The following is a 21,634-nucleotide window of genomic DNA, read 5'->3' as shown; positions in this document are numbered from 1 at the left end:
CCAGACGTCGCGGACCACCAGGCACGGGGGTGGTGGTCCGCGATGTCGTACCACGCGGAAGGACGGAAGCGAATGAGACCGAAGGCACAGCACTACTCGATACTCGTCGTCGACATAGAGAAGTTCGGCAGGCGCGCCAATCCGGTGCAGCTGTGGCTGCGCGAACGCCTCTACGCCCTGGTGGAGTCGGCGTTCGAGGAATCCGGAATCGACCACCACAGCGGACCCCAGCCCTCGGACCGGGGAGACGGCTTCTTCTGGCTCCTCCCCGGCACCGTCGACAAGACGGACCTCACCGGACGGTATGTGGAGCTCCTGCACCAGCGGCTCCGTGAACACGCCAGGACCAGCAGCGAAGAGGGCGCGATGCGGCTGCGCGTGGCCCTGCACCACGGTGACGTGGCCCGGGACGAGCGCGGCTGGGTCGGGGAGGAACTCAACACCGCGTGCCGGCTGGCGGACATCGCGCCCCTGCGCGCGGCGCTCACCGCGGCACAGCGCGCCGGACTTGCCCTCGCGGTGTCGGCGGACTGGTACCGGCAGGTGGTGCGCCACGACGACCCCTCGGTGGCCTGCGAAACCTTCCGTCGGGCCCCCTTCGACGCCAAGGAGATCCAGGGCGCCCACGCCTGGATCCGGGTCCCGGGATACGACGCCCCGCCCGGTGTCCCCGATCCCGGTGTCCCTGATCCCGGCGACGCGGCGTCCGCTGCCTCCGCGGGCGCACCGGAGCGCCCGGCCGGCACCGACAGGGCGGGCGAAGACGCGTCCGGCCCGTTCGCCGGCGCGCACTTCGACCGCGTCGGGCAGGTCTTCGGTGGCGACCAAGTGGTCTACGGGCCGCAGACGTTCCGGTTCGGCGAGGGCGGTGACTCATGAACGAGGACGTGCCTGCCGGGCCGCGACCGGAACCCTCCCCTCCGGGAGAGGGGCAACCCGGCCAGGACCGGGCCGGCGACCCGCGCCACGGACTGCGCGAAGGGCTGTCGGCGCTCAGAGGAACGCGCGGTGCGTCCGGCGAACGCCTCGACGTCGAGCGGGACGCCGTCAGCGGACTGCGCGTGCAGGCCGGGCAGGTCTTCGGCGGCGACAGCTATGTCTTCAACATGGCAGGTGGCGCCGCGTCGGTCCGCAGCTACCGCCTCTCCGCCGAGGAACTGGACGAGGTACGCGAGACGTTCGTGGAGCCGACCGGATTCGGCGCGCTGGTCGGGGAAGTGACCGCCCGCGCGGTCACCGTGCTCCGTGGACCGGCCGGGGCGGGCAAGGACGCCGCGGCCCGCGCCACACTGCACCACGCCGGTCACCGCAGCCTCTTCCTGCTCGACCCCGCGAGCGATCTGAGCCGCTTCGACGCTGCCGACATGCAGCGTGGAGCCGGCTATGTGCTCGCGGATCTCACCCAGCGGGCGGCGGACGCGCTGACCTCCTTCGAACTGCGCCGCCTCGACGCCGCGTTGCGCGGCAAGGACTGCAGGCTGGTGCTCACCGCCGCGGCGGCTCTCCAGTTCACCGACCGCGGCGTACAGCGGGGCGTCGTCGAAACGGCGGAACGCCCCACCGGCACCGAGATCGTCACCGCCCACCTGGGGTGGCGGCTGGGCATTGCCGCGGCGGCGCGCGGCCGGCGGATTCTCGCCAGGCCCGATGTCCAGGAGCTGATCGGCAAGGAGCTGGACGGCGCCACCACCACCGCCGCGGCGGACCTCGGCCGGGCCCTCGCGGACGCGGCGGCCGCCGTCGCCGACGGCCAGGTGGTGGCCAGGGTCCGTGAGCGGCAGGAGCTGCGCGACGGGCAGGCGATCTCCCACTGGCTGCAGAACCTCGACGATCTGGCCCAGCAGTGCCTGGCCATCGGGGTATCCGCCTTCGGGGGCGAGGCGTACGAGATCGTGGCCACGCTCGCCCGGAACCTGGAGGAGCGGCTGCAGGTCGAGGAGAGCCCGGACAACCCCGTACGGCCGCGTGGGACCCGGCTCACCGGGACCAGGTCCTCCCGGCTCGACGCCATCCACGGCGCCCTCGTCGACTCCGAGGTGTCCACCCGGCACGGCGGTGCCCGCGGCAAGGTGGTCCGCTTCCAGGACCCGGGCGTCGCGGTGAAGGTGCTCGAACATGTGTGGAGCGAGTACGACGAGATCCGTGAGGTTCTTCCCGTGTGGCTCCGTGACTCGGCGGCCGGTGTGCTGCCAACGGTCGGGGTACGGGCGGCCGTTGCGGCCGGGGTGCTCGCGAAGCACGCCTTCGAAACCGTACGCGCCAGGATCCTGCTGCCCTGGGCGGCCGACAAGAACGCCGAACTGCGTGACGCCGCGGCGATCGCGCTGGGCGTCGTGGCGACCGAGTCGGGGCATGCGCCGGCGGCGTACAACCTCGTCATCGCCTGGAGCGCGGAGAGCGCGGGTCCCGAGCTCCAGGCGACGGCCGCGCGGGCGTGGCGCGTCGTCTTCGAACGCGATGGCGACGAGCGTGCCTGGGCGTGGCTGCACCAGCTGGCCGCGGTGGAGGAGATCGCCGTCGTCGAAGCCCTGTGCCGAAGCCTCACGGAGTACATGGCGCTGGACGACGGACGGTACCGACGCGACGCGCTGGACCTGATCGACCAGTGGACCGTCTCGGGCTTCCACGGGACACAGCGCCGCCTCGTCGGCGAGCTGGCCTTCCTGTACGCGGCGGGTGACCTGGTGGAATCCCGGCCGCCGGAGGCCGGCCCGGCAGGGGGGCAGGCCACCGACGGGACAGGGCTGTGGCCGACGCTGCTCGCCGTGACCGAGCGCGATCAGGGGCTGCGTAACGACGTCGCGGCGCTGTGGCGGCAGACGGCCAACTCGCCCGATGTGTACGAGGTCGCGCACGAGGTGCTGACCGAGTGGGCGTGTCTCGTCGAGGCGTATCCGCACGGCCGCTCGGTCCTCGCCGCGCTGCTGAAGAACGCGGCCGCCGACCGCCGCACACAACTGATCATCCGTCATCTCGCCGCGGCCTGGATCCGCGGTTCCGAGGGCCGTGGGGCGCCGCTCACCGGGCGCACGGTCCTCGCCCATCTCGATGGTCATCTCGTTGGAAGGAGCGAATCGCCGTGAGCGACGCCGAAGCGAATCAACTCTTCACCGGTCCGGTCTCCGTGACCATGGGGGACCGTGGCGGGCCCGTCCGTCCCGGCCAGGCTCTGCTCTTCAGCACCGACAGCGGCGACCTCGTCGAAGTGCCGCGCAGGCCATCGGCGTTCGGGGCGCTCAAGTTCCGCCTGCGGTACGAGGTGAACCTCAGCGACCACACGGTCAGCTGGTCGGAGCCGCTGCCCAGCGGTACCGGTGGGTTCGCGTTCCAAGCCTCCTTCGAGGCGCGGTGGAGGGTCACCGACCCGGTCCAGGTCGTCAGACGTGGCATCGAATCGGTGGCCAAGGGGCACGCGGAAGTGTGCGTCGCGATGCGCGATCTGCTGTGGCCGCACGCCGTCCAGCACGGCATCGAGCGCCTTGCGGATTTCGCCCACTTCGTCCGCACGTCGATCTGTGGCCGTCCGCACCAGCTGAGCCTGGGGGTCACCGTCGACTCCCTGGTCGTACGCGTCTATCTCGACGCCCAGGCGGACGACCATCTGCGTGCCCTGAAGCAGGCGGAGTTCGACACGGCGCAGGTCCGGGCACAGCACATCGTCACGGCGACCACACAGGACCTCAACGCCCAGCTGCAGGTGAAGCGCGAGGAGGCGCTGCTGGCCGCGGCTCGCGGCGAGGGCGGTCTGTTCCTGCATCTGATCGGCCAGGACCCGTCCAAACTCCACGAGATCATGCTGGAGCTGGGCAACCGGCACGACATCGCGGTGGACCAGAAGGCCACCATGCTCAAGGACCTGATCAGCGCGGGGCTGATCCAGCCCGCCGAGGCCCAGATCATGTGGCAGGACATGCACCGGCCGGCGCCGCTGTTCGGGGGCGGTGGGGGAGAGCTGGCAGGTCCGGCCGTGCAGGCCCCGGCGCAGCTGCAGTCCGGAGCCGCAGACGGGCGCGTACCGCAGTCGCCGCAGCAGGTGTCGCCCCAGCACGCGCCGGGACAGCCGTCGCAGCAGCCGCCCTCGGTAGTGGCCGGAATCGTGGTGAACCCGGCCGAGGGCGCGGCACCGCCCCGTCCCCGGCGCCGGGAGGCCGGCCGGCACGACCACCAGCACGACCATCGGCAGGGCCGTCAGGAGGATCACGAGCAGGCACCGGCCCCCGCCCCGGCCCCGGCTCCGGTCCCGCAGCAGACACCGCCGCAGCCACAGAGTCCACCGCAGGCGCAGGCGCAGGCGCAGGCGCAGGCGCAGCCGCAGCCGGACCCCGGGACACAGCAGGGCTCGGCCAATGTGACAGGGGCGACGAGAGTGGGCCGGCGCCGGGACAGCGGTCCGGACGGATCCTCCGGATGAGCGCGCGCCAGGGGCAGCACAGGGCAAGGCCCGCGCACGAGCCGGAAGACCCCGGGCGGGCCGGCGGCGGGCTCTCACGGCGCACACGCCTGGTGCTGACACTCGCAGTCATCGCTGCCGGATCGCTATGGGGAGGCACCGTGTTGTTCGGAGCGAAGGGCTTCGGCGCCGCCGTCGCCGCTGCCGGGGCCCTGACCGCCGTGTTCTGGCGGCAATTGGCCCCCGCACGGTACAGCGGCCGACCGGAGCCGGCGGCACCGGCGTCGGACGTGCCGGACGCCCAGGAGCCCACGGCAGAGGTCGCCGAGTTGTCGGCAACGGACCGGCAGCCCCTGATCCGGTACACGACAGAACCCGCGCCTCAGCACGCGACCCCACACCCGACCCGGTACCCGATCCAGCCGGTGGCACAGCCCGTGCCCCCGCACCCGACCCGGCCCCTGGCACGGCCCGTGCCCCAGCACGCGATGCAGTCCCTGACACCGTCCGTGCCCGAGCACCCGGCCCGTCCCCCGGCACCGTCCGTGCCCCAAGCCGCGCCGCCGCACGCGACGGAACCCTTGATGCGGGACCACATGCCGCCGACGGGGAAGGCGGCGGCGGACGGATTCCCCGTACTGGGGAAGCGGTCGAGGGCATTTCGCGCCCCCTGGCTGCTTCCTGAGACCCCCGCGCCGCACGGCCTCGTGGCCGACCAGGCCGTGCTCGGCGGTCTCGTGGTCCGCGCCGCCTCGGTCGTCGGCCCCGGCCATCGGGGGCGGGGCGTGGCGCGACAGGACGCCTACCGGGTGGGGCGGGACCGGGCGGGCCGCCATCTGGTGATCGCGGTCGCGGACGGCATGTCCGACAGCAGGCACTCCGACGTCGGGGCGCAGGTAGCCGTCTCGGCGCTGGTGAACACGCTGCGCGCCGCGCTGGATTCCGGTACGGCGATCCACGCACTCAACCACCGGGAGGTGTTTCTCGCCGCCGCCCGCCAGATGTACGCCGTTGCCGAGCAGCGGGGATGGACGGCGGATGACGTACGGGCGGTGGCCGTGGCCGCGGTGGTGCCCGCCGTGCCTCATGTGACCGGTGTCCGCGAGGTCTGGCTCGGCTCCATCGCCGACGTCAGCGCATGGCGGCTCTGCGCGGGGGAGTGGGACCGGCTGATCGGTGACGAGAAGCCCGGCTACGACTCCTCCGTCGCCCACTTCCTGCCCCACGACCCGGACAACGTGGCTTTCGGGAGGATCGAGTTGCCCCGGGGCAGTGTGCTGGCGGTGACCACCGACGGTCTGGCCGACGCCTTCGCCACCGGCCCCGACGCCCGGCGATGGTTCGCCGAACGATGGGCGCACCCGCCGGGGATCGGCGCCTTTCTGATGGACGTGGGCTACGAGCAGACCCAGATGCACGACGACCGTACGGCCGTGGTCGTCTGGTGCGCGGACGAGGAGCAGGGCGGATGAAGACCTGGTCGGACAGTCCGTTCCACCCTGTGGTGGATCTCCACAGCCTCGGACAGGGCCGCGTGATTGCCGAGGAGAACGGTGAGTCACGGCTCGTCCATGAAGTAGCCGGCCGCCCCGGCTGGCTGGCCAAGCTCTACAAACACCCGCTGACCGGAGCGCAGGCGGAGAATCTCCGGAACCTGGTCTATCTGCCGACCAGGATGTCCCTGCCCGACCAGGCGCTCGTCGACCGCTGCATCTCCTGGCCGACGGCCCGGATCGTCGACGGCTCCGATGTGGTCGGTGTGGTGATGGCCCAGGCGCCGGACCGGTTCTACGCGCGGATCAGGACGCTCTCCGGGAAGCTGGAGGACGCCAAGCCCCTCGTGCTCGACTGGCTCGTCAGTTCGGACGACCGGTGCACCAAGTGCAACATCACGCCCGCGAGCCCCGAGGTGCGTATCCGCGCCATGATCGAACTGCTTTCCGTGGGTGCGCTGTTCGCCCGCCACGACCTGGTCTACGCGGACTGGTCGTACCGCAACGCCTTCTGGGACCAGGCCTCCGGCGGTGCGTTCGTCATCGACATGGACACCTGCGGGATGGGCACGCGGGACTGGGTGGAGTCACCGGAGTGGGAGGACCCGCTCTTCCGGGACCGGGCCAAGCGGCTGAGCGTGTACAGCGACCGGTACAAGATCGCGATGCTGACGGTCCGTTGTCTGACGGGCGCCCGTAAGGATCCTCTCAAGGCCCATGGCGACCTGGTGAGTCTGATGGGGGCCAACCCCTTCACCGATGCGCTCGAGCGCGCGCTGACCGCTACGAAGGAGACCGACCGGCCGAGCCCGGAGCAGCTGATGGCCGCGCTGCAGCAGACAGTGGACGGGGCGGCCGCTCCTGCCGCCGCCGCCCCGGCCGCGACCGGGGCGGCCAATGTCACCGGCACGGTCCCGGTGCGCCCTCCGTCGTCGTCCAGACCCGCCCCGCCCGCCCGCGCGGAGAAGGGCGGAGCGTCGTCCACGGCCGGAAACGTCACGGGGAGCATCGATCTGCGCGGCAGGGGGCCGAAGCGGGGCGGCGGGGGCACGACGGCGCAGCCGGTCACCCGGCCGGCTCCCGCGCCCGCGGTGGTCCCGGCGCCCGCGGCACAGCCGGTGCCCGCGGCGCAGCAGACAACGCCACCGCCATCGACGCCCCGGGCGAAACCCGCCCCGAAGCCCACCCCGAAGCCCGCCCCAATGCCGTCAGCGGTGCCGTCAGCGGTGCCGTCAGCGGTACGGCGTACCCGCCCGGCGCCGCCCCCGTCCCGCCCCCATCACGGCGGCTGGGCCGCTGCCCTCGTCGTGCTGTTCGTCATCGTCTACTGCATTGCCCATTTCGCCCTCGGCTGGGTGTGACCGGGCATGAACCACCGATCATGGGAGGAAGCATGAGCGAGACCCAGGAAACAGCTGCGGGATTCAGGTCGAAGGGGCTGCCGGCCTATGTGGTCCTGGACACCTCCGGCTCCATGAAGCCGTACGAGCAGCTGCTCAACGCGACGCTGCTGAAGATCTACGACACCCTCTACACAAGCCCGCAGCTCTCGGAGTTCATCCATCTGTCGGTGCTCTCGTTCAACACCCGGCCGCACGTCGTGACGGCGATGACCGACATCGAGGCACTGGAGAGCCTGCCGACCGTCACCTGCGAGGGGCTGACCAATCTCGGCCCGATGCTGCAGGTCCTGCGGGACCGTATCGCCGACGATGTACGGGAGTTGTCCCAGGCCGGTACGCAGGTGCTGCGCCCGGTGGTCTTCCTGCTCACCGACGGTGCCCCCACCGACAAGCCGTCGGGCGCCTGGCAGCAGGACCTCGACAGACTCGTGGACCCGGCCTTCAAGCCCCGGCCGAACATCATCACGTACGGCTTCGGGGCCGCCAGCGAAGCGGTCCTGCGCACGGTTGCCACCGTGGCGGCCTATCTCGCCGAGGACGACGCCCAGAGCACCGGCGACGCGCTCTCCGAGGCGATGAGCAGTCTGCTGAACTCCCTGGTGGCATCGGCGAGGGTGCAGAAGCTCCAGGTGCCGGAAGAGGTCAAGGGCTACCGGAGCGTGCCGCTCGACTTCGTGGACTGAGCGGCATCCTCCCGCCCGGTTGGGGGCAGACGGGCTCGCTGCTGCGGCAGCCGTCTGCCCCCACCGTCCCTGTGCAGTTCCCGGTGCCCGTGCACATAGTCCCGGCGCCGGTTCCGGTCCCGGTCCCTCTCAGGGCGCGAGCAGCGATGCCACCAACGCCCGTACGGAGGCGGCGAACAGCTTCTCCGGATCGGCGGGCCGCGCCAGCGCGCGGGCCAGCGCGCGGGCCAGGGCCGGGTCGTGTTCCGCCGTCGTGGCGTCCCACAGCTCGCTCTCGCCCGGCGACTGGACGGGCGAGCGCTCGCGGTTGCGCTCGACGAGTACGAAGCCCACCACCTGGACCTGCACGGCGCGTACGGCTTCGGCGGCGCGCGCCCCGCGCAGCCCCGCCGCGTGCACCTCATGGACGAGCGCCTGCTGCGCGGGCAGGAACATCCTTTCCGTGAGCCCCCGTTCATGAACCATCGCGATCAGATGGGGGCGGTCGCGCAGCTCGCGGCGGAGCCGGCGGGCGACACTCACGACGCGCTCGGCAGGCGTACGGCCCACGGGCCGGATCGCGCCCATCTCCTGGACCGTGCGCTCCACCAGCGCGTCCAGCAGCGACTCGCGGTTGCCCACATGCCAGTAGATCGAGGTGACCGCGGTGCCGAGCTCGGCGGCGAGCTTGCGCATCGTCAGCGCCTGCGGGCCGTGCTGCTTGACGAGAGCGGTGGCCGCGTCCAGGACCTCCTCGCGGGTCAGGGCGGTACGTGGCATGGGGCCCTCAATTCTCTTGCCTGCACGACTCTTTACGCTTCATCGCCTCCGGTGTAACTGTGTTACAGGTCACCGACGAAGGGCGGTACGGCATGACACGCGTACGGTACGGCGCGCGCACCGAGGCGGAGATCACCGAGGCCCGCGCATCCAGTTCCCGGCTCCCCGACATCTGGTCCACGGGCGTGGCGGCCGTGTGGGAGAGCGACCCGGACGCGGTGGCGGCCGTCCTTCCGCCACCGCTCAAGCCCACCGAGCGGCCGCTTGTACGGGCCAATATCAGCAAGGTCGACCTCCCCGGCTATCCGCTCGGAGCCGGCTCGGTCGCGGTCGCCGCGCTGCACGACGGGCGTGAGGGCTGGTACCCCCTGGTCATGCCGATGACCCATGAGCGCGCGCTGATCGGCGGACGTGAGGTGTTCGGGGAGCCCAAGAAGCTCGGCGAGGTCATTGTCGAGCGCGACGGCCTGGTCGTACGGGCGGTGCTCGCCCGGCACGGCATCGCCTTCGTCGAGGTGCGCGGCGCGGTGGACGGGCCCCTGCCACTGCCCGAACCGGCCGAGAAACTCGACTTCTACTTCAAGTTCCTGCCCGCCGTCGACGGCCACGGCTTCGACGCCGACCCCGTCCTGATCCACTGCACCCGCAACGAGAGGATCCGCAAGCTGGAGAAGATCACCGGCGATGTGGTGCTGCGCGAGTCGATGTTCGACCCCGTCGCCGATCTCCCCGTACGCCGCGTCGTCGAGATCACCATCGGCGAGAAGACCACCGACCAGAAGGGCAGGGTCGCGGAGCGGGTGAGCGCGCAGGCGCTGCTGCCGTACATCCACCAGCGCTACGACGACCCGCAGCAGATCCTCGACGGGCCGCCCGCGGGGAGCGCCCGGTGAGACCGGCGGCAGGGCAGACCGCCGTCGTCACGGGCGCGGCGAGCGGCATCGGCCTGGCGATGGCCCGGCGGTTCGCCGCCGAAGGACTGAACGTCGTCCTCGCGGACGTGGAGGAGGGCGCGCTGGACAAGGCGGCCACCGAACTGCGCGAGGAGGGCGCCCAGGTGCTCGCCCGTACCGTCGACGTCGGCGACCGCGCCTGTGTGCTCGCGCTGGCCGACGCCGCGTACGAGACCTTCGGCGCTGTCCATGTGCTGTGCAACAACGCCGGGGTCGGCTCCGGTGCCGAGGGCCGGATGTGGGAGCACGAGCCCAACGACTGGAAGTGGGCCTTTGAGGTCAACGTCTGGGGCGTCTTCCACGGCATCCAGGCCTTCGTACCGCGCATGATCGCCGGTGGCGAGCCGGGCCATGTCGTCAACACCTCTTCCGGCGACGGCGGGATCGCGCCGCTGCCCACCGCCTCCGTGTACGCCGTCACCAAGGCGGCCGTCGTGACGATGACCGAGTCGCTGTACGCGCATCTCAAGGCGTCCCACGCGCGCGTGGGCGCGTCCGTGCTCTTTCCGGGCCCGCACATGCTCCGTACCGGTCTGTGGGAGTCGCACCGCAACAGGCCCGAGCGGTACGCCAAGGAGAGGCCGCGCAGGACCCCGTACCGCAGCCTCGAGAAATGGGAGGCGGCGATGAGGGACGCCGGGCACGAGGTGGAGTTCACCCCGGTCGAGGAGGTCGCCGCCCACGTCCTCGACGGGATCCGCGCGGACCGTTTCTGGATGCTGCCGCAGAGCGAGCACAGCGACCGGCAGATCCGTGCCAGGTCGCAGTCGATGCTCGACCGCGCCAACCCGTCGTACCTGGAAAGCTTCATTCTCGACTGAGGGATGCGTGATGTCAGACGTGAGGTCAGACCCGTACCTGATCATCTCCTCCGACTGCCATGCCGGACTGCCGACCGAGCGCTACCGGCCCTATCTGGACTCCCGCTTCCACCGGGCCTTCGACGAATTCCTCGCCGGGCGCGATCACCGCCGCGAGGAGATGACCCGGCTCGGCGTACGCAACGAGGCCTTCGCGACGAAGTGGTTCAGCGACAACGAGGAAGGTCTGAAGGGCGGTTGGGACACCGCTCAGCGGCTGAAGGAGCTCGACGGCGACGGGGTGGCGGCCGAAGTCGTCTTCCCCGACGCGGACGCCGTCGACAGCCGGACCGCCGCGCCCTTCGGTGTGGGCCTCGGGCTCTCCGGCGACCAGGACCCCGAGCTCGGCATGGCGGGCGCGCAGGCGCACAACCGATGGCTCGCCCAGTTCGTCGGCGAGCATCCCGAACGCCACTGCGGGGTCGCCCTGCTCCCGGTCACCGGCGAGGTCGGCCGGGTCGTCGCCGAGATCCACCGGGCCAAGGAGTCCGGCCTCGGCGCGCTGATGATCCCCTCGATGTGGGTGGACAAGGAGCCCTACCACGACCGGCGTTACGACCCGGTCTGGGCGGCCGCGGCCGAGACCGGTATGCCCGTGGTCACCCACTCCGGCGCGGCTCCGCGCCATGAGTACGGCGACCACCTGGGCATCTATGTCTCCGAGGTCACCTGGTGGCCGGCCCGCCCGCTGTGGTTCCTGCTCTGGTCCGGTGTCTTCGAGCGCCACCCCGGCCTGAAGTTCGGCGTCGCCGAGTCCGGCTGCTGGTGGCTGCCGAACCTCCTGTGGTTCATGGACCGGCTCTACCTCGGCGCGCACGGCGGAAAGAAGCTGTCGCCCTTCGCCGAGCTGAAGCGGCCGCCGAGCGAGTACCTCGACCGCCAGATCTTCATCTGCGCCACCAACACCAAACGGCGCGAGCTCGCCCAGCGGTACGAGATCGGCGTCGACAACATCCTCTGGGGCTCCGACTTCCCTCATCCGGAAGGGACATGGCCCCATACGCGGGAGTGGCTGAGGAACACCTTCCACGACATCCCGGTCGCCGAGACGCGCCGCATGCTGGGCCTGGCCGCCGCGGAGGTCTTCGGCTTCGACACCGCAAAACTCGCCCCGATCGCCCGGCGCATCGGCCCCACCCCGGCCGAACTGGACCAGTCCGACGACCAGCCGGCCGTCGAGGCGTCCTGGGCGAGATCGCGTGAAGTGGGCAGGCACTGGCTGACCGACCACGACTTCCCGGTTCTGGGAGCGTCGTCATGACGAACGGAGCCGGCCGCTGCACCGACCGCTACACCGTCATCTCCGCCGACTGCCACGCCGGGGCCGATCTTCTCGACTACAAGCCGTACCTGGAGAAGAAGTACCACGACGAGTTCGATGCCTGGGCGGCCATGTACACCAACCCGTACGAGGATCTGCTCGCCGACACCGCCGACCGCAACTGGAACTCCGAACGCCGTATCGCCGAGCTGGAGGCGGACGGCATCGTCGCCGAGGTGGTTTTCCCCAACACCATCCCGCCGTTCTTCCCCAGCGCCTCGCTGATGGCCCCGGCGCCGTCGCGGGAGGAGTACGACCAGCGCTGGGCCGGTCTGCGCGCCCACAACCGCTGGCTCGCGGACTTCTGCGCCGCGGCACCAGGGCGCCGGGCGGGGGTCGCGCAGATCCTGCTCAATGACGTCGAGGAGGCGGTGCGGGAGATCCGCCGGGTCAGGTCGGCGGGCCTGACGGGCGGCATCCTGCTGCCCGGTACGCCACCCGGCTCCGGCCTCCCCGAGCTGTACTCGCAGGCGTACGACCCCATCTGGGCGGTCTGCGACGAACTCGGCGTACCGGTCAGCCACCACGGAGGCTCGGCGTCCCCGCCACTGGGTGAAGAGCCGGCGGCCCGCGCCGTCTTCATGGTGGAGACCACCTGGTTCTCGCACCGGGCCCTGTGGCACCTGATCTTCGGCGGGGCCTTCCGCCGCCACCCCGGCCTGACCCTGGTCCTCACCGAGCAGGGCTCCGGCTGGATCCCCGGCGTGCTCGACATGCTGGACTACTACCACGGCCGCCTCGTCGCCGCGGCGGGCCGGGCCGCCACCGCCGAGTCCAAGTTCGGCGCGGGCCTTGCCGCTTCGATGGGCAAGGGACCGAGCGAGGTCTGGCGCGACAACTGTTTCGTCGGGGCGAGCTTCATGCGCCCGCACGAGGTGCCGCTGCGCGACCGGATCGGTCTCGACAAGATCATGTGGGGCAGCGACTATCCGCACGACGAGGGCACGGCACCGTACTCCCGCGAAGGCCTCCGCATCGCCTACGCGGGTCTGCCACGGGCAGAGATCGCGGCGATGGCCGGCGGCAACGCCGCGCGCGTCTACGGCTTCGACCTCGGTCTCCTCGCCCCGATCGCGGCCAGGGTCGGCCCGACGGCCGAGGAGATCGCCGAGCCCTTGAAGGAGATCCCCGCGGACGCGAAGAGCCCCGCGTTCGCCCCGGGTGGGTCGGTCCGCGTGTGGTGAAGCCGGCGGTGAGACCCTCCCCGGGTGACTGAAGCGACCCATGACGAGCCCCATGGCGGGGACCTCGGCACGCGCCTCAACTGGCTCCGCGCCGCGGTCCTGGGTGCCAACGACGGCATCGTCTCCACCGCGGGCCTCGTCGTCGGCGTCGCCGGCGCGACCGGCGCACGCGCGGCCCTGCTCACCGCCGGCCTCGCGGGTCTGCTGGCCGGATCGATATCGATGGCGGCGGGCGAGTACATCTCCGTCTTCACACAGCGCGATTCGGAGAAGGCCGCGCTGGCCATGGAACGACGTGAACTGCGCGAACAGCCGGAGGAGGAACTGGAGGAGCTGACCGGGCTGCTGGCGGCCCGCGGCCTGTCCGACGACGTGGCCCGCGAGGCCGCCGTCCAGCTCACCGAACGCGACGCTCTGCGTGCCCACGCGCGCGTGGAGCTCGGCATCGACCCGGACGCACTGGCCAACCCGTGGCACGCGGCGGGCGCGAGCTTCCTGGCCTTTACGGTGGGAGCGCTGCTCCCGCTGCTGGCGATCGTGCTGCCGCCGCCGTCGGTGCGCCTGTACGTCACCATCCTGTCGGTGCTCACGGCCCTGGCCCTGACGGGCTGGTGGAGCGCACGGCTGGGCTCGGCCCCGGTCGGCCGCGCGATGGTGCGCAATGTGGGCGGGGGCGCGCTGGCGATGGCGGTGACCTACGGGGCGGGGTCGCTGCTGGGTGCGGCGGGCGTGTGACGCCGCTCCCGGCGGACGTCACCGCGCGGGCGGCTCGCCCGGGTGCTCCTCGTTGCCTTCGTTCTCGAGGCCTGCTGCGACCTCGCCTCCCTCGCACTCGGCCATCGGCACCGGGCACACTCTCGCCCCGCCGCTGCCCCTGGGCCGTGATCGAGGCCGTCGGCACCGAGCCGTGGATGCGCACCGCCGTCGTACATCCCCGAGCTGCTGCCCGACATCCTGGACGGCACGATCGACCCGTCGCCGGCCTTCGACCTGTCGGTCGGCCTCGACGGCGTCCCCGGCGGCTACAGGGCGATGGACGAGCGCACCGCGCTCAAGGTCCTCATCACGCCGTGAACGCAGGTCACGCCCGCATGATCCCGGTATCCCGGACCGTGCCCGCGCCGGAGTGCGCCGCAGCGTACGCGACCGTACTCAGGCCCACACGGGCGTGTCCGTCCCCCATATGCCGGACGGGCGGGCCCAGTTGGCCGGGCCGCCGTCGAAGGAGACGGCCGGCAGGGCGTGCCGCAGCCGCCCCATCGGGCTGTCCGTCTCGATGAGCCACGGCTCGGGGTCGTACGCCCCCGCCTCCTGCGCCGCCTCCCGAGCCACCGCCTCCCGAGCCCCCGCCTCCCGCGCCGGGTCGGCCGTACCGAGGCCGTTCACCAGCCAGGCCGCGGTCTGACTGAGCGCGAGCTGCACCAGCCTGGCCCCGCCCTCGTCGTGCTGGCCGGTGAGGGCGCGCAGGACGCCGGCGGCCAGCAGATACCCGGTGCCGTGATCGAGAGCCTGGGCCGGCAACGCGCCGGGCTGCTCAGCGCCGCCCTCGACCGCGGCAATGCCGGTGGCCACCTGCACCAGGCTGTCGAAGCCGCGCCGCTGGTGCCAGGGACCGTACCGGCCCCATGCGGAGAGCCGCGCCACGACCAGGCCGGGGCGTCGCGCGGCGAGCGCCTCCGGGGTGAGTCCGAACCGGTCCAGGGCGCCCGGCCGGTAGGCGGTCACCACCACATCGGCCTCGGCCAGCAGCTCCTCGAAAGCTGCCCGGCCGGCTCCGCTGCCCAGATCGAGCCGCGTCGAACGCTTCCCCATCCCCGTGTCGTTGTGCGCCTCCTGGCTCTCCGGCAGCTGTGGCGCGTCGATCCGCAGCACATCCGCGCCGAGCAGCGCGAGGGTGCGGGTGGCGACGGGCCCGGCGAGCACCCGGGTGAGGTCGAGGACCCGCAGGCCCGCACAGGGCAGCAGCGGTTCGCCGGCCGGCCGGGGGAGCACGCGCGGCGGGTGCTCCTGCCCGAGCCGTTCCATGGTCAGCAGCGGGTGCGCAGCGGCCAGGGCGCCCTGCTCGTGGGCCGCCCACTCCTTGGGCCCGCGGGCGGCGACGGCGAGACCGCCCGCCGCGTACACCCTCTCCTCGACCTCCGCGGCCCGGCACGCGCCGATCACGGCCGCGACGTCCTCCACGCCGGCATCGTCCGGGAGCCCGAGTGAGGACCGCAACCGGGCCCGGTGGTGCGGATAGTTGGCGTGCGTACGGACCCATCCGTCGGCCGCCCGCCAGAAGCGGGACAGCGGAGCGAAGGTCGTCGGTGCCTCGCCGTCGACCCGTACCAGCCGGTCGCTGAGGAACGCCGCGGTCACCGCCCCGTCGTCGACGCGGACGGACGGGACCGGGCCGCCGGTGCGGCGGGCGGCCAGCTCGGCCGCGGCCAGCGCGCAGACCGCCACGGTGGAGCGCGCCAGCTCCATGACGGGCAGTGCGGCGGGCAGTCCGCCCGTGCCCTCGTACCGGACACGGCCGAGGAGGGCGGGATCGCCGCCGAGCGCCGCCCAGGCCTGGGCCGTACCGCTCAAGGATGAGTGAGCCATGCATGCACTATGGCACTCAGTGCCACCCTCGTGCCAGAGAGAGCCGTCCTCGCCGCAGAAGCCATGGAGAAGGGGCCGGACGCGGAAATCCGCGCCCGGCCCCCGAGAAGCGTTGTTACCGGCGAACCGCGTCCAGGGCGTCGGCGACACCCGTTCCGTAGAAGCCGTTGTTGCCCTTGCCGCCCTCGCACACCGCGTCGACGACACCGTCGCCGTTGATGTCGTACGGGTTGGTGCAGGCGGTGTCGTCGGCCTGCTTGGACAGCAGTGCCTTCACCGCCGACGCCGAGGCGTACGGGTGGGTCGACTTGATCAGCGCGGCCACACCCGCGACATGCGGGGAGGCCATGGACGTACCGGCCTTGTAGCCGTATCCGCCGCCCGGCAGCGTGGAAAGGATCCGGCCGTCCGTGGCCGGAGCGTCCGGCTTCTGGAAGGCGGTCGAGTCACCGCCCGGGGCGGAGATGTCGACCACGCCGTGGCCGTAGTTGGAGTACGAGGACTTCAGACCCTTGGCTCCCAGCGCGGAGACGGTGACCACACCAGGGATCTGGGTCGGGATGTCCAGGCACTCACGGGGGTTGATGACCCGCTCGGCCGGGGTGGTGTCGTTCGGGCTCGTGGTGTCGGTGAGCTCGTCGGCCGCCAGGTCCATCCGGGAGTTGCCGGCCGCGGCGACGTTCACCGCGCCCTTGCGCTCCGCGTACCGGATGGCCCGGGCGTGTGCGTCGATCAGGGCCTTCTGGTCGGCGTCGTTCTTGCAGTTGAACAGCCACGGGTCGGTGTAGTAGCTGTTGTTGGTCACATCGACGCCGTGCTCGGCGGCCCAGATGAAGCCGCAGACGACCGCCTCGGTGTAGAAGAAGCCGTCGGGCTGCGACACCTTGATGCCGGAGACCTTCACGCCCGGTGCGACGCCGGTGACGCCGACACCGTTCTTCGCCGCGGCAATCGTGCCCGCGACATGCGTGCCGTGGTCGCTCTCGCCCGGCCCCGGACGCCAGGCGCCGTCCGTGGTGTTGGGCGCGCCGCCCACACAGCTGACCGAGGCCTTGCGGTCGAAGTTCGGCGCGAGGTCCGGGTGGGTGTCGTCGACACCCGTGTCGATCACGGCGACCGTGACCTTCTTGCTGCCCAGCGACCTCTCGTGGGCCTTGTCCGCCTTGATGGCGGGCAGGTCCCACTGAAGGGGCTCGAGCGGGTCCTGGTCGGAGTCCGCCTGCGCCGAGGCGGTCTTGGCCTCCGCGGCGGTGAGCGGACGCTCCGACTCGATGGCCGTGTCGCCCGCGGCGGCCAACGGGGCCGTACGCGTGGCACCGGCCGACTCGACGCCCCTGACCGTACGGATCGTCTTGGCGAAGTCCGGGTTCTGCGAGTGGACGACGATGACGCCTATCTGGTCGTAGGCAATCACCACCGAGCCGCCGGCCTTGGCAATCGCCTTCTTGACCGACTTGGCGGTTCCGTGACCGCCCTTGATGTTCACGACGTACGACAGCTTCGGACCGTCGGCCACCACCGTGGCGGGGACGCTGTCCGGGGAAGCTGCCGAGGCGGCTCCCGCGGGAAGGAAGCCGAGCGAGGCCGTGAGCGCCAGACCGACAGGCAGAGCAAGTGCGCGCCGCCGTCTGGATCCCAGATGAGCCATGGGTTCTCCACATCATCCGTGACATCCGCCCAGACCCCTGTGCATGGGCGGGTACATGACCAGCGAAGCTATCGCTGATCAACCGGCGTATTCAATGAGTTCGGGAATAAACGGCAAGAAAGGCCGGAAGAAAAAGGCCGATGCTGAACCGGTTCGGCGTGCTCTCCGTGCCGTTGTCAGGGAGTGGAGCAACATCAAACCGCTCCCTACCCGTGAGGCCCCCTTGCCCATCCCCACAGCACCAGCGTCGCGAGGAGATTCCGTGGCTACCCATGCACCGCCGTCCAACGGCGGTACGGACAACGGTCCAGCTCAGCCCACGACGGAGGAGTTCGTCGAGGTGCAGGAGAGTGCGGAATTCGGCGAACTGCGCCGCACATACCGCTCCTTCGCCTTCCCCCTGACCGTCGCCTTCATCGCCTGGTACCTGCTGTACGTCCTGCTGTCCAACTACGCCGGCGGCTTCATGGGCACCAAGCTCTTCGGCAACATCAACGTGGCCTTCGTCTTCGGACTCGCCCAGTTCGCCACCACCTTCCTCATCGCCTGGTTCTACTCGCGTTTCGCCGCCGCGAAGCTCGACCCGAAGGGCGAAGCGATCAAGTCCCGCATGGAGGCCGACGTATGAGCGCCACCGTCCAGCTCGCCGTCGAGGGCGCCGGCGAACACCGGCCGCTGATCATCACACTGTTCGGGGTCTTCGTCGCCGCGACCCTGGCCATCACGGTCTGGGCCGGCCGCCAGACCAAGAGCGCATCCGACTTCTACGCGGGCGGCCGCCAGTTCACCGCTTTCCAGAACGGACTCGCGGTCTCCGGCGACTACATGTCGGCCGCGTCCTTCCTCGGCATCGCCGGCGCCATCGCTCTCTTCGGGTACGACGGCTTCCTGTACTCCATCGGCTTCCTGGTCGCCTGGCTGGTCGCCCTGCTGCTGGTCGCCGAACCGCTGCGCAACTCCGGCCGCTACACGATGGGTGACGTCCTCGCGTACCGCATGCGCCAGCGCCCGGTCCGTACCGCCGCCGGTACCTCGACCATCGTCGTCTCGATCTTCTATCTGCTCGCGCAGATGGCAGGCGCGGGCGTGCTCGTCTCGCTGCTGCTCGGGATCACCAGCGATGCCGGAAAGATCGTGATCGTCGGCCTGGTCGGCGTCCTGATGATCGTCTACGTCACCATCGGCGGTATGAAGGGCACCACCTGGGTGCAGATGGTGAAGGCCGTACTGCTCATCGCGGGCACGCTCCTCATCACCTTCCTGGTGCTGCTGAAGTTCAACTTCAACCTCTCCGACCTGCTCGGCACGGCGGCATCGAACAGCGGCAAGGGGGCGGCCTTCCTGGAGCCGGGCCTCAAGTACGGCGCCACCGCCACCTCGAAGCTGGACTTCCTCTCGCTCGGTATCGCGCTGGTCCTGGGCACCGCGGGTCTGCCGCACATCCTGATCCGCTTCTACACCGTGCCCACGGCCAAGGCCGCCCGTAAGTCGGTGATCTGGGCGATCGGCATCATCGGAGCCTTCTACCTGATGACCATCGCGCTCGGCTTCGGCGCCGCCGCGCTGATCAAGCCCGAGGCGATCATCGCCCAGAACCCCGCGGGCAATACCGCGGCCCCGCAGCTCGCCGAGGTCATCGGCGGCGGCATCGGTTCCACCGGCGGCGCGATCCTGCTCGCGGTGATCTCCGCGGTCGCCTTCGCCACCATCCTCGCTGTGGTCGCCGGACTCACCCTGGCGTCGTCGTCCTCGTTCGCGCACGACATCTACGCCAACGTCATCCGCAAGGGCAACGCCACCGAGAAGGAGGAGATGAGGGCCGCCCGCTGGGCGACCGTCGCCATCGGTGTCGTCTCCATCGCGCTCGGCGCGCTCGCCCGTGACCTGAACGTCGCCGGTCTGGTCGCTCTCGCCTTCGCGGTCGCCGCATCGGCCAACCTGCCGACGATCCTCTACAGCCTCTTCTGGAAGAGGTTCACCACACAGGGCGCCCTGTGGTCCATCTACGGCGGCCTGATCTCCTCCGTGGTGCTGGTGCTGTTCTCGCCGGTCGTCTCCGGCAACCCGAAGACGTCGATGTTCAAGGGCGTCGACTTCCACTGGTTCCCGCTGGAGAACCCGGGCCTCGTCTCGATCCCGCTGGGCTTCCTGCTCGGCTGGCTCGGCTCTGTCCTGGGCAAGGAGGAGCCCGACAAGGGCAAGTACGCGGAGCTCGAGGTCAAGTCCCTCACCGGCACCGGCGCCCACTGAACCCGCTGAGCAGGACCGTTGTACGAGCCGAAGGCCGCGGCCGCGTCGTAGAGTCCTACGACGCGGCCGCGCCGTACCTCGTGACAATCGGGCCCCTTTGTTGTCAGAGCTCTGGCGTAGGCTCGACAGCATCAGAACCGCGAATGGGGGAGGGGGCCCACAGTGCTCATCGACACCTTTGGCCGTGTGGCCACTGACCTGCGTGTTTCGCTCACGGATCGGTGCAATCTGCGGTGTTCGTACTGTATGCCGGAAGAGGGTCTGCAGTGGCTCGCCAAGCCGGATCTGCTCAGTGACGACGAGATCGTCCGGCTGATAAGCATCGCCGTCACCGACCTCGGCATCACCGAGGTCCGCTTCACCGGCGGGGAGCCGCTGCTGCGGCCCGGCCTGGTCGGGATAGTCGAGCGGTGTGCCGCGCTGAAGCCCCGCCCCCAGATGTCGCTGACCACCAATGGCATCGGGCTCAAGCGGACGGCGACCGCGCTCAAGGCCGCCGGCCTGGACCGTGTCAATGTCTCGCTCGACACCCTGCGGCCCGATGTCTTCAAGACCCTCACCCGCCGCGACCGTCACCACGATGTGCTGGACGGCCTGGAGGCCGCCCGTGCCGCGGGCCTCACCCCGGTCAAGGTCAATACGGTCCTGATGCCGGGGCTCAACGACGACGAGGCCCCCGACCTGCTCGCCTGGGCCGTGGCGAACGACTACGAGCTGCGCTTCATCGAGCAGATGCCGCTCGACGCCCAGCACGGCTGGAAGCGCGACGGAATGATCACCGCGGGGGACATCCTCGAGTCTCTGCGTACGCGCTTCACACTCACCGAGGAGGGCGACGACGAGCGCGGCTCCGCGCCGGCCGAGCGCTGGATCGTGGACGGCGGTCCGCACCGGGTCGGGGTCATCGCTTCCGTCACCCGCCCGTTCTGCAGCGCCTGCGACCGCACCCGGCTCACTGCCGACGGCCAGGTGCGCACCTGCCTCTTCGCCCGCGAGGAGACGGACCTGCGCGCCGCGCTGCGCTCGGACGCGCCCGACGCGGAGATCTCCCGCATATGGAAGCTGGCGATGTGGGGCAAAAAGGCCGGCTCGGGCCTCGACGACCCGACGTTCCTGCAGCCCGACCGCCCGATGTCAGCGATCGGCGGCTGAGCCGGAGGCGGAACCCCGCTCCCACTCCTCGAGCGTCACCACATCCTTGAGAAAGCCGCGCAGGCCGAGGAAGTGGGAGAGATGCTCGCGGTGCTCCTCGCAGGCGAGCCAGGTTTTGCGGCGTTCGGGAGTGTGCAGCTTCGGGTTGTTCCACGCGAGCACCCAGACGGCGTCGGCGCGGCAGCCCTTGGCGGAGCAGATCGGCGTTTCGTCACTCACTCTTACGTCCAGCGCAGAAAAAGGCGACCACATGGCGACGCCGAGCAGCCACGGGGGGAGCTGCCCGGCGTCGGTCCGTCGCTCCGACGGGGGATGCGGAGCGCGTACGAAGTATGTCACGGGGAACCGGGTGTCGGGCACCGGAACTTCACGATTGATCTGAGCTTTTCTTGAGCTTTGCGGGCGGTGTGATATCAGCTCTGTTCGCGTCCGCGACTGTCTCTTTCGAAGCCTTCGGCTTCCGGCTCGGGTTCCGCGGAGGCATGTGTGGAGACGGGCTCGATCATCGGTCTGGAGGGGGGCGCCACGAACGTCGAGGGCAGCGAAGGGGCGTTCTCACGGCCCGCGTTGGCGATCACCACGGAAATGTACGGGAGCAGAATGCCGAGCACCAGCGCCACGACCGCCACATGACGTTCGACGTTCCACAGGACTGCGGCGAGGATCACCGACACGGTGCGTACCGACATCGAGATCACATAGCGGCGCTGCCTGCCGCGCACATCGTCGGCGAGCCCCCGGCGGGCCCCGGTGATCCGGAAAACCTCCGTGTCGCCGTGCTTCCGTATCACGTTCCTCACCCGATTCCGCGTCGGAACGCTCCCCGGTTCTGACGCCTTCCACCGTACGCCGGAGGTCCGACGTCTTCGAGAGCGGGTCCGGCCGGACTTGCGTGCCCCGACTGCGCCGTACCGCGTATGGCACTGCCCGACATGCGCTGTATGGGAGATCA

At 70.8% G+C, this 21,634-nt stretch carries 19 protein-coding genes and 1 pseudogene; 15 read left to right on the top strand and 5 right to left on the bottom strand.

Features of this window, described 5'->3' with window-relative positions:
• The first annotated feature begins 72 nt into the window (after positions 1-72).
• The 6 genes from OG883_RS20280 to OG883_RS20255 all read left to right on the top strand — a co-directional run bounded on the left by OG883_RS20280 (position 73) and on the right by OG883_RS20255 (position 7,969).
• The gene (locus tag OG883_RS20280) at positions 73-879 is read left to right on the top strand and encodes a hypothetical protein (protein ID WP_266542871.1); all 807 of its coding nucleotides are present in this window, start codon (positions 73-75) and stop codon (positions 877-879) included.
• Positions 876-3,083: a hypothetical protein gene (locus OG883_RS20275; RefSeq protein ID WP_266542869.1), complete on the top strand. Its 2,208-nt coding sequence runs from the start codon at positions 876-878 to the stop codon at positions 3,081-3,083. Before OG883_RS20280 ends, OG883_RS20275 begins: the two co-directional genes overlap by 4 nt.
• The gene (locus OG883_RS20270; RefSeq protein ID WP_266542868.1) at positions 3,080-4,411 is read left to right on the top strand and encodes a hypothetical protein; all 1,332 of its coding nucleotides are present in this window, start codon (positions 3,080-3,082) and stop codon (positions 4,409-4,411) included. Before OG883_RS20275 ends, OG883_RS20270 begins: the two co-directional genes overlap by 4 nt.
• A gap of 140 nt (positions 4,412-4,551) precedes the next feature.
• Positions 4,552-5,862, top strand: coding sequence for a protein phosphatase 2C domain-containing protein (locus tag OG883_RS20265; RefSeq protein WP_266542866.1), 1,311 nt, complete (start codon positions 4,552-4,554; stop codon positions 5,860-5,862).
• The gene (locus OG883_RS20260; protein ID WP_266542865.1) at positions 5,859-7,244 is read left to right on the top strand and encodes a hypothetical protein; all 1,386 of its coding nucleotides are present in this window, start codon (positions 5,859-5,861) and stop codon (positions 7,242-7,244) included. The genes OG883_RS20265 and OG883_RS20260 overlap by 4 nt, the downstream gene beginning before the upstream one ends.
• Before the next feature lie 32 nt (positions 7,245-7,276).
• On the top strand, positions 7,277-7,969 hold the full coding sequence (locus tag OG883_RS20255) for a VWA domain-containing protein (RefSeq protein ID WP_266542863.1): 693 nt from the start codon (positions 7,277-7,279) through the stop codon (positions 7,967-7,969).
• Between the two features lie 129 nt (positions 7,970-8,098).
• On the opposite strand, the gene OG883_RS20250 is transcribed toward OG883_RS20255, so the two are convergent.
• Positions 8,099-8,728 (bottom strand): TetR/AcrR family transcriptional regulator, encoded by a 630-nt coding sequence (locus OG883_RS20250; RefSeq protein ID WP_266542861.1) that lies wholly within the window; start codon positions 8,726-8,728, stop codon positions 8,099-8,101.
• A gap of 92 nt (positions 8,729-8,820) precedes the next feature.
• Between OG883_RS20250 and OG883_RS20245 the strand changes: the two genes are divergently transcribed.
• From OG883_RS20245 to OG883_RS20220, 6 genes and pseudogenes are all read left to right on the top strand, one after another.
• Positions 8,821-9,621, top strand: a complete 801-nt coding sequence (locus OG883_RS20245; RefSeq protein ID WP_266542859.1) for an acetoacetate decarboxylase family protein — start codon at positions 8,821-8,823, stop codon at positions 9,619-9,621.
• Positions 9,618-10,502 carry an SDR family oxidoreductase gene (locus tag OG883_RS20240; RefSeq protein ID WP_266542857.1) on the top strand — a complete coding sequence of 295 codons (885 nt, stop codon included), beginning with the start codon at positions 9,618-9,620 and terminating at the stop codon, positions 10,500-10,502. Before OG883_RS20245 ends, OG883_RS20240 begins: the two co-directional genes overlap by 4 nt.
• 10 nt (positions 10,503-10,512) lie before the next feature.
• Positions 10,513-11,802 (top strand): amidohydrolase family protein, encoded by a 1,290-nt coding sequence (locus OG883_RS20235; protein WP_266542855.1) that lies wholly within the window; start codon positions 10,513-10,515, stop codon positions 11,800-11,802.
• Positions 11,799-13,046: an amidohydrolase family protein gene (locus tag OG883_RS20230; RefSeq protein WP_266542853.1), complete on the top strand. Its 1,248-nt coding sequence runs from the start codon at positions 11,799-11,801 to the stop codon at positions 13,044-13,046. The genes OG883_RS20235 and OG883_RS20230 overlap by 4 nt, the downstream gene beginning before the upstream one ends.
• Positions 13,047-13,070: 24 nt before the next feature.
• A complete protein-coding gene (locus tag OG883_RS20225; protein ID WP_266542851.1) occupies positions 13,071-13,781 on the top strand; it encodes a VIT family protein in 711 nt (236 codons plus the stop codon).
• A 180-nt stretch (positions 13,782-13,961) separates the two neighbouring features.
• A pseudogene (locus OG883_RS20220) lies at positions 13,962-14,120 on the top strand (IMP dehydrogenase); the annotation flags it as partial.
• A 78-nt stretch (positions 14,121-14,198) separates the two neighbouring features.
• Here OG883_RS20220 and OG883_RS20215 read toward each other — a convergent pair.
• Together OG883_RS20215 and OG883_RS20210 are read right to left on the bottom strand one after the other, a co-directional pair.
• Positions 14,199-15,632 carry a CoA transferase gene (locus OG883_RS20215; RefSeq protein WP_266542849.1) on the bottom strand — a complete coding sequence of 478 codons (1,434 nt, stop codon included), beginning with the start codon at positions 15,630-15,632 and terminating at the stop codon, positions 14,199-14,201.
• 115 nt (positions 15,633-15,747) lie between these two features.
• Complete coding sequence (locus OG883_RS20210) at positions 15,748-17,280, bottom strand: S8 family serine peptidase (RefSeq protein ID WP_266542847.1); 1,533 nt, start codon at positions 17,278-17,280, stop codon at positions 15,748-15,750.
• Positions 17,281-17,542: 262 nt separating this feature from the next.
• On the opposite strand from OG883_RS20210, the gene OG883_RS20205 reads away from it, so the two are divergent.
• The 3 genes from OG883_RS20205 to moaA all read left to right on the top strand — a co-directional run bounded on the left by OG883_RS20205 (position 17,543) and on the right by moaA (position 20,682).
• Positions 17,543-17,908 (top strand): DUF485 domain-containing protein, encoded by a 366-nt coding sequence (locus OG883_RS20205; RefSeq protein WP_266542846.1) that lies wholly within the window; start codon positions 17,543-17,545, stop codon positions 17,906-17,908.
• The gene (locus OG883_RS20200; RefSeq protein ID WP_266542844.1) at positions 17,905-19,530 is read left to right on the top strand and encodes a cation acetate symporter; all 1,626 of its coding nucleotides are present in this window, start codon (positions 17,905-17,907) and stop codon (positions 19,528-19,530) included. The genes OG883_RS20205 and OG883_RS20200 overlap by 4 nt, the downstream gene beginning before the upstream one ends.
• 162 nt (positions 19,531-19,692) lie before the next feature.
• Complete coding sequence (gene moaA, locus OG883_RS20195) at positions 19,693-20,682, top strand: GTP 3',8-cyclase MoaA (RefSeq protein ID WP_266542842.1); 990 nt, start codon at positions 19,693-19,695, stop codon at positions 20,680-20,682.
• Here the strand turns inward: moaA and OG883_RS20190 are convergent.
• Positions 20,665-20,901 carry a hypothetical protein gene (locus OG883_RS20190; protein ID WP_266542840.1) on the bottom strand — a complete coding sequence of 79 codons (237 nt, stop codon included), beginning with the start codon at positions 20,899-20,901 and terminating at the stop codon, positions 20,665-20,667. The genes moaA and OG883_RS20190 overlap by 18 nt on opposite strands.
• A gap of 194 nt (positions 20,902-21,095) precedes the next feature.
• Positions 21,096-21,473 carry a DUF3099 domain-containing protein gene (locus tag OG883_RS20185; protein WP_266542838.1) on the bottom strand — a complete coding sequence of 126 codons (378 nt, stop codon included), beginning with the start codon at positions 21,471-21,473 and terminating at the stop codon, positions 21,096-21,098.
• Between the last annotated feature and the right edge of the window lie 161 nt (positions 21,474-21,634).

Source organism: Streptomyces sp. NBC_01142, from assembly GCF_026341125.1.
GTDB lineage: Bacteria > Actinomycetota > Actinomycetes > Streptomycetales > Streptomycetaceae > Streptomyces.
The sequence above is the reverse complement of the archived record's forward strand: the minus strand, read 5'-3'. Positions and strand labels throughout refer to the sequence as shown.